Annotated in this window: 7 protein-coding genes; 1 reads left to right on the forward strand and 6 read right to left on the reverse strand. The window is 47.4% G+C overall.

The window, feature by feature from the left end; translation table 11 throughout:
* Positions 1-152 precede the first annotated feature (152 nt).
* Complete coding sequence (locus tag G475_RS0118970) at positions 153-1,322, reverse strand: TraB/GumN family protein (protein ID WP_026702620.1); 1,170 nt, start codon at positions 1,320-1,322, stop codon at positions 153-155.
* A 184-nt stretch (positions 1,323-1,506) separates the two neighbouring features.
* On the opposite strand from G475_RS0118970, the gene G475_RS0118975 reads away from it, so the two are divergent.
* The gene (locus G475_RS0118975; RefSeq protein WP_026702621.1) at positions 1,507-3,339 is read left to right on the forward strand and encodes a UbiD family decarboxylase; all 1,833 of its coding nucleotides are present in this window, start codon (positions 1,507-1,509) and stop codon (positions 3,337-3,339) included.
* Positions 3,340-3,518: 179 nt separating this feature from the next.
* Here G475_RS0118975 and G475_RS0118980 read toward each other — a convergent pair whose 3' ends face one another.
* The 5 genes from G475_RS0118980 to G475_RS0119000 form a co-directional block, all read right to left on the reverse strand.
* Positions 3,519-4,379, reverse strand: coding sequence for an ROK family protein (locus G475_RS0118980; protein WP_026702622.1), 861 nt, complete (start codon positions 4,377-4,379; stop codon positions 3,519-3,521).
* Between the two features lie 264 nt (positions 4,380-4,643).
* A complete protein-coding gene (locus G475_RS0118985; RefSeq protein ID WP_026702623.1) occupies positions 4,644-5,099 on the reverse strand; it encodes a GNAT family N-acetyltransferase in 456 nt (151 codons plus the stop codon).
* Positions 5,100-5,212: 113 nt separating this feature from the next.
* On the reverse strand, positions 5,213-6,325 hold the full coding sequence (locus G475_RS0118990; protein WP_026702624.1) for a hypothetical protein: 1,113 nt from the start codon (positions 6,323-6,325) through the stop codon (positions 5,213-5,215).
* Positions 6,326-6,517: 192 nt separating this feature from the next.
* On the reverse strand, positions 6,518-7,177 hold the full coding sequence (locus G475_RS0118995) for a permease prefix domain 1-containing protein (RefSeq protein WP_026702625.1): 660 nt from the start codon (positions 7,175-7,177) through the stop codon (positions 6,518-6,520).
* Positions 7,167-7,493, reverse strand: coding sequence for a PadR family transcriptional regulator (locus G475_RS0119000; protein WP_026702626.1), 327 nt, complete (start codon positions 7,491-7,493; stop codon positions 7,167-7,169). Before G475_RS0119000 ends, G475_RS0118995 begins: the two co-directional genes overlap by 11 nt.
* Positions 7,494-7,672 lie beyond the last annotated feature (179 nt).

The following is a 7,672-nucleotide window of genomic DNA, read 5'->3' on the forward strand; positions in this document are numbered from 1 at the left end:
ATTTATATAGAATTCCTGTCTCTGTTGTTTCTATGTATGGAACGACACAATGTCGCAGAAGGTAACATCCTTTTTTTACCAAAAAAAGATAGACTGTCTTTTGGTTAAGAAGACAGTCTATCCTTTTTCAGTAATAGATCATGGTTGATATATTATAGATTTTCGAAAAACAAACGGATGACATCAGCGCCGCCGATCATTGTCCCGAGGGTGCTGCCGACATTAGCCAGCACTACGATGAGCAGAATGCGGGTGACTTTGTTCCCCCAGAACCCTTTCGCACTGTGTACATCATCGGACAGGGTTTCAAAATCCTGCACATTTGGACGGCGGAGGTACGCCTGAACGATTCCGGCAAACCAGCCTGCTGCGATCACTGGATTCAATGAAGTCAGCGGTGCAGCGACAAAAGCCGTAAGCACAGTAAGAGGATGCCCTAATGCAACAGCTGCTCCCAGGGCGGAAAAAGACCCGTTCCACAACAGCCAGCTGATTGTCTGCTGCAGACCCGCCGAAGGATTGGCATAAAAGGTGTAAGCAATCACTGCCACGATCAGGATTGGAATGGTCCAGGCGATAACCTTGGGAGCCACGCTGACCGGGCGGTGCAGCAATGCCGGCAGATTCTGCTTTTGATAGATTTCCTTTTTGATCCCCGGCACGTGGGCAGCTCCAAGTACTGCCACGACTTTATCTCCCGGCGCTTCTTTAATTTTGTGGGATAAATATTGATCCCGTTCATCAATTAACGGTGTTTTTAAGCGCGGGAAATTTTCGGTAAGATCATCAAGCATGGAATTCAACATATCCTGCGATTTCATTTTTTCCAGCTCTTCTTCGGAAATACTCTCTTTATTAAAGATACTGAAGACAATCATCATCAACAGCTTCGCTTTCCCCCAAAACCCTACCTGATGCCATATTCGTGAAAACGTCACCTGAATATCGCGGTCCGCGAGCACAAGCTCGGCTCCTGTGTCTTGGGCGGATTCCATCCCCTGCATCATTTCCTGTCCGGATTTAATGCCAAACTGTTGGGCTGTCCGCTTTTGGAACGAGGAGATCGCCAGGTTCATCAACAAAAGGGAGGCTTTCTTTTCCTTGATCACCTTAAAAATGTCCATGTTTTTCCATCTATCTCGTTCCGTCATCGATTGATATCGCTGTTCGTCCAACTCGATACAAACCGAATCCGGCTTTTCTTCTTCAATGACTTCCTTCACCTGCTCGGCACTCTGCCTGGATACGTGTGCCGTTCCAATCAAAACAATTTCCTTATCATTCACGTGAAGCCTTGTAATATTTTCTTTTTCTGACGCCATAATGTACCTGCCTTATAGAAAATTGATATGTAAAGTTTATCATATTTTAAGGGAAGAGAGTCTGCCATAATTTCTGAAAGAAATATGGCGGAGGAGAAATTCCCCTTTTCTTCATTTTTTTCTATTCGGAATTCCATTAAAATGAACATAGAAAGAAATACATAACGATAGGAGCATGCTGTAAATGTATCGGAATCTGGCTGAATGCGTGAAGGATCTAGAGAATAACGGCCATTTGGCACGTATCACGGAAGAAGTGGACCCTTATCTGGAAATGGCTGCGATTCACCTGAATGTTCACGAAGCAGGCGGACCGGCTTTATTATTCGAAAATGTGAAAGGATCGGATTATCCAGCCCTTTCCAACCTTTTCGGAACAGTAGAACGGAGCCGCTTTATCTTTCGCCGCACATGGGGCAAGGTGCAGAATGTGGTATCTCTTCGAAATGATCCGATGAAAGCACTGAAACACCCTTTTCAAAATATGAGCAGCGGAGTGGCAGCGGCGAATGCGCTTCCTGCCAAAAAGAAAAAAGCACCCGGATTTCAGGAAATACAGCTTTCTAGCCTCCCGTTTATCCAGCACTGGCCGGAGGACGGCGGCTCTTTCATTACCCTCCCCCAGGTTTACACCGAAGATCCAGAGAAGCCGGGCATTATGAATTCGAATCTGGGCATGTACCGGATTCAGCTGGATGGCAATGAGTATAGAGTAAATGAAGAAGCCGGGCTTCACTATCAAATCCACCGCGGTATCGGAATTCATCAGGAAAAAGCCACAAAACGCGGGGAACCGCTGAAAGTCAGTATCTTCATCGGCGGCCCGCCGGCACATACACTAGCCGCTGTCATGCCACTGCCGGAAGGGCTCAGTGAGATGACATTCGCGGGTCTTTTAGCCGGCCGCCGCTTCCGTTACAGCTACATCGATGGCTTCTGCATTAGTCATGACGCCGATTTTGTCATTACAGGAGAAGTATATCCGGGCGAAACGAAGCCAGAAGGGCCTTTTGGAGACCACCTCGGCTATTACAGCTTGACGCACGAATTTCCAGTCCTCCATATTCATAAGGTATGGGCGAAACAGGATGGGATTTTACCATTCACGGTAGTTGGCCGGCCGCCGCAGGAAGACACCTCTTTTGGCTCAATCATCCATGAAATGACCGGAGACGCGGTGAAACAGGAAATCCCCGGCGTCAAAGAAGTCCATGCCGTCGATGCCGCCGGGGTCCACCCCCTTTTGTTTGCGATCGGCAGTGAACGATATATTCCGTTCCAGGAAGTACAAAAACCAACCGAACTTCTTACGATTGCGAACCGGATTCTGGGCACCGGCCAGCTGAGCCTGGCAAAATATCTTTTTATTACGGCAGAACAGGAACGGGAGCTCGACACCCATCAGGAAGTCGACTTTTTAACCTACATTCTCGAACGGATTGACCTGCACCGCGATCTACATTTTCAAACGAAAACAACGATCGATACACTTGATTATTCCGGAGAGGCTTTGAACCGGGGCAGCAAAGTGATCATTGCCGCCTACGGAGACAAAATCCGGGAATTATGCAGCGAAACGCCTTCCGTGCTCGATCAAGCTGAAGGTTTTACCCGGCCGGCGCTGATGATGCCCGGGGCTGCAGTTGTGGAAGGACCTGCCTTCACTGATGAAAAAACAGCCGGGCAGGAATGTCAGACTCTTGCTGATACAATCCAGGCAGACGGCGGACTTTCCTCCTGCCCGATGATCATTGTCTGTGACGACAGGGATTTCTTCACGGCGTCCCTGCGTAATTTTCTCTGGGCCGTGTTCACCCGCAGCAACCCCTCGCACGACATCCATGGCGTAAACAGCTTTTACGACAACAAACACTGGGGCTGCGACAACATGATCATCGACGCTCGTATCAAACCGCATCACGCCCCGCCCTTGGTTTCTGATCCGGAAGTCGAGAAAAATATTCAAAGGCTCTTTGAGAAAGGCGGCAGTTTGAGTGGAATAAAAGGAATCCAATAAATACCATTCATTACTGATATATGAAGGTGGAGGACATTATTTTTTAATGAATAAAAATAGTGTCCTCCATTTCCATTTGGAAGACACTATTTTTCTCAACTGCCATTCTATTGTTCTCCAAACTCCCTTGGAGGACAGTAAAAGTATTTTTCACTGATTAGCGGCTTCATATAAATCACTTATTTCTCCGCTTCTTTCGCTAACAGGAGGCAGCCGGTGATGGCGGCATTGTCTTCAAGACCCGGTGCTGTAATAGAGGTCTCAAGATCGGGAGTTTCCACGTAGTCGTTTAGCAGAATGGAAAACTGTTCGCGGATGAAAGGAAAAAGCTGGGACTGCTTCATGACCCCGCCCCCAAGAATGAAGGTTTCCGGACGCAGGATCAGGGTATAATTCACGAGCGCCTGTGCCAGATAATACGCTTCCATCTCCCAGATTTTCTCCTCTGAAGCGAGATCCTGGGCTTTTTTGTTATATCGTTTTTCAATCGCTGGTCCCGAGGCCATCCCTTCCAGACAGTTTTTATGATACGGGCATGCGCCTTCGTAATGATCATCCGGATGCTGCCGCACAAGAATGTGCCCCATTTCTGGATGGCCGAAACCTTCCAGGACTTTCCCGTCCACGACAGCACCGCCGCCGATACCGGTTCCGACTGTCAAGTAAACACAGCTCCCCGCGTTCTGGGCTCCGCCTTTGCGGAACTCCCCGTAGGCCGCAGCGTTCACATCCGTCGTCCACGACATGGGGATATTATAGGTCTTTTTCATCGTGCCGAGAAAATCAAAATACCCCCAGCCCCGCTTAGGAGTACTGGTAATGTAACCATATGTATCCGACTCCCTGTTTACGTCGATCGGCCCAAAAGAACCAATGCCAATAGCTTTCAAATCATATGGATCGAAAAAATCAAACACTTGCTTCAGCGTTTCTTCCGGGGAGGTGGTTGGAATGCTGGTTCGATCTTCGATTTTAACTCCGTCCCGGCTGACAGCACACACAAATTTCGTGCCTCCTGCTTCAATCGCTCCATAGTACATACGTATCCTCCTTGCTGCAGTCTTCTGTATCCTCTGCCTGGAACTTATATACCTTAAATCTACCATACCTCCCTTATAATAAACAGTTAATGGGTTGCATTTCATCTCTAAGTTGGTCAACGATGAACAAGGCCCCCCTGCTAAGAAGCGGCCTGCTTCCGCAAAACTTTCAAAAAAGCACAACATACGGTAATGCGCCTTTGAAGAACAAAGCAAGAATGGCTGTCTTACATTTTTTAACTAATGCCTCTTTTAAAATGAGGCTTATAATTCCTTTGTCATAAAAACACTATTTGGATCCTCCGAGTAGTCCGAAAACGGTTTACAATATTGAAACCCAAAGCTTTCGTACAATTTTCTAGCCGGTTCGAAAGCATCCATGGATCCCGTTTCCAGATTCAATCGTCGGTAACCACGCCCTTTAGCTTCTTCAATGATGTGTTGAAGAACTCGTTTTGCTACACCTTTCCTTAGATGGGTGGAAGATGTCCGCATGGACTTGATTTCGCCATGCCGGCTGTCCAGCTGTTGAAGTGCCCCGCAGCCAACTAATTCATTACCTTCCCACGCACTCCAGAAGGTAATCTCTGGTTTTCGCAACGCCTCCAGGTCAAGGGCATGTTTACTTTCCGGCGGGGAATACAGTCTCATACTCTGAATATGTTCCCTTAGCAGTTCTGCTACTTCGGAGCCCGTTAAATCATCTGTTTTAATAATTATAACAATTTCCTCCTTGCCTGTACTACCTATCGACTGCCCTTTGCTAGAGTTTGTCCTCAGTACAAAAAAACGAGTATGCTTCCTCCCTTCTATAACTATCTATTTCGATCACTTCAGCATATTTCCTTCTTTCTATTCTCAAAGAAAATGGGCGATTGTCGAATCATTAGCACTTGGCTGTTTAAATGCGGCAGCTTAACCTTTTCTTCTTCCCCGCTTTCCAAATCATACCGAAACAGTTCAAAAACTTCCGTCTGATCGGATTTTCGGCTTCGTTTTACGTAATACAGCCAGGCATCATCATCCCCTAGCTGTGTCTCCTGCACCGCTTCATTAATATGAAGACGGTCTCCCTCCTCTTTGGCCCCGCGGTCATACCATACGAAGTCATATTCAAAGGTTCCGCCTTCTCCCCAGTTCATAATCGTCTGATACAGCAGGCGGTTTTCATCTACTGCCGCCACTTCACTAATGGGTATGTCCTTTGCTTCATCGGATACGACAGCCATCTCCTCCGGCTGATTGATCTCCATTTCATAAATCCGTTCCGTAGCTTCAAACATCGAATCCGGGGTCGCATTTTCAAAGTCGTCGGCGAGAATCATGAGCATTTTTTCTCCATCCTCGGAAATTTGTAACGAACCTGGAGAATATGTGTCAAACGAACGTATTTCTTCAAAAGAGCCGTCCGGCCGCAGAGTATATAACCCCGAAGAATAGGGGATAAACCCTTCTTCCGGTTTTTCATCAGTATGGAGATGAATGCCGTTGACAATCCAGCGTTTCCGGGCTGGATCGTTCACAAGATCGGTGATGACACCGCGTACCTGCAGCACGGTTTCCGGCTCTCCTCCCTCTACAGACACGGTCCGTACATCACTGTATTCCAGCTGAAATTCCTGCTCCCCTTCCGGAGCATCCGGGTAGCCGGTCGTTTCCACAAACGCCAGTTCATCTTCTCCGTTAAAAACAGGGGCCCATATTTCCTTCGAATCGTCTGCTATGTATACTTGTCTGCTTCCACCTTCTCCTACAGCCACGTGTAACGTCTGAATGCCGTCTGATTCTGTGACATAAGCAAGCGTCCCATCCGCTCCGACACTATATTCCCCGGTGAACGAAGGCGAGGCTTCTTCACTAGATTTCACCATCTGACCTGCCGCCGCCAACCCCCCTGTTACAAACGCGATCACTCCAAATACTATCAACAACCCTTTTTTATTCATCCAACCGCCTCCCTTTCATTAAAATATCGAAAAAAGCAGGGGCCAAAAGATCGAGAGCAGAACAAGCACTGATAATCCAAGACTTCCCAGTGCAAGTTTAGGTTTGCGTGCCACATAAAAAATCTGGGCTGTATACAGGAGCAGCCAAAGGAAAATCGGTATCACGACGTTTAATAATATAGCGGGAGGGGCTCAAAACCCCATGGCGATCAAATAAATGTATCCCTCGCCAAGACCGGCGGCCAATCCCAGCGTGATATTCACCACATGAATGATACGCCGCGCGGTTTTATGTTCCTTCGGCCGTTCATACGTCAAGACGGTCCGGTACATTAGATAGATATTCAACCCTATCATCAACAGATACGCCGGTTGCCAGCCGCCGTAAAAAGACGTCATATTCAGCAGCAGCAATAAGAGATTTAGCAGCAGCGCCAGCGCAAGCCAAATCTTCCGGTTCACGGCAAACGCACGATTCAGCGCAAAAAACAACACCGCCGAATGGCCGGCAGTGCCGGAAAGTATAGGCAGCAAAGCCGTTTGTTCCTGAACGAGCACAGCGGTATACTTCCCAAATGTAAACAAAAAGCCGAGTAATGCCAGCAGAAGCAGCAGTTCCCGCCGGTACGGAAACATTGCCTGCTGCAGCCCATCGCCGATCTTCGCTTCCCTGCCGAAAAGTTTCATCGCTTCCTCCTCTGCTTCCTTTTCCGTTTTTCCTTTTTGCCTTTCCTCCTCCCGGCGCATCATAACGTGGGAAAGCATCTCTTCATAAAGGTCCTCCCTTTCCGACTTACTGCAGTCCGTCTGCTCAACAATCCGCTTCACATAGTTTTCGAGTTTATGTGTCATACGCTCCACCGGTCTTGTTCATAAGATCATTCAAAGAAGCCCAGTCTCTGCGTTTACGCTCCAGCTCTTTGGCGCCATCCTCCGTTATCGTATAATATTTTCGCCGCGCTCCTTCCGGGGCACTCCAGTACGCTTCCACCCAGCCTTTGCGCTCCATCCGTTTCAGCGCTGGATACAAAGTCCCTTCGCTCATATGATACGCCTCATCACTTAGCTCTTTCAGTTTTTTTGTCATTTCATAGCCGTACAAATCACGGTTTGCAATCAGGGAAAGCAGGATTAAATCGATATTTCCCTTCATCATCTCTTTGTCCATTGGTCTTCCTTCCTCATTTCTGGAATATAGTTACAGTATAATTTTTTATACATCGTATTACAAGGGTAATTTCATGAAAAAACAGTCTGGGACAAAACATTATCAAGGACAAAAAATCCGAACGATTTTTTCCATAAATCGTTCGGATTTTTGTGTATTGTTCTATCGCTGCGTCAAAA

Origin of the sequence: Salibacterium aidingense DSM 18341, from assembly GCF_000429685.1 — a bacterium.
Taxonomy (GTDB): Bacteria; Bacillota; Bacilli; order Bacillales; family Marinococcaceae; genus Salibacterium; species Salibacterium aidingense.

Excerpts from the sequence above, each read along its gene's own strand:
- G475_RS0118990 (WP_026702624.1), bottom strand. The coding sequence starts at position 6,325 with ATGAATAAAAAAGGGTTGTTGATAGTATTTGGAGTGATCGCGTTTGTA.
- G475_RS0118970 (WP_026702620.1), bottom strand. The coding sequence starts at position 1,322 with ATGGCGTCAGAAAAAGAAAATATTACAAGGCTTCACGTGAATGATAAG.
- G475_RS0118995 (WP_026702625.1), bottom strand. The coding sequence starts at position 7,177 with ATGACACATAAACTCGAAAACTATGTGAAGCGGATTGTTGAGCAGACG.
- G475_RS0119000 (WP_026702626.1), bottom strand. The coding sequence starts at position 7,493 with ATGGACAAAGAGATGATGAAGGGAAATATCGATTTAATCCTGCTTTCC.
- G475_RS0118975 (WP_026702621.1), top strand. The coding sequence starts at position 1,507 with ATGTATCGGAATCTGGCTGAATGCGTGAAGGATCTAGAGAATAACGGC.
- G475_RS0118980 (WP_026702622.1), bottom strand. The coding sequence starts at position 4,379 with ATGTACTATGGAGCGATTGAAGCAGGAGGCACGAAATTTGTGTGTGCT.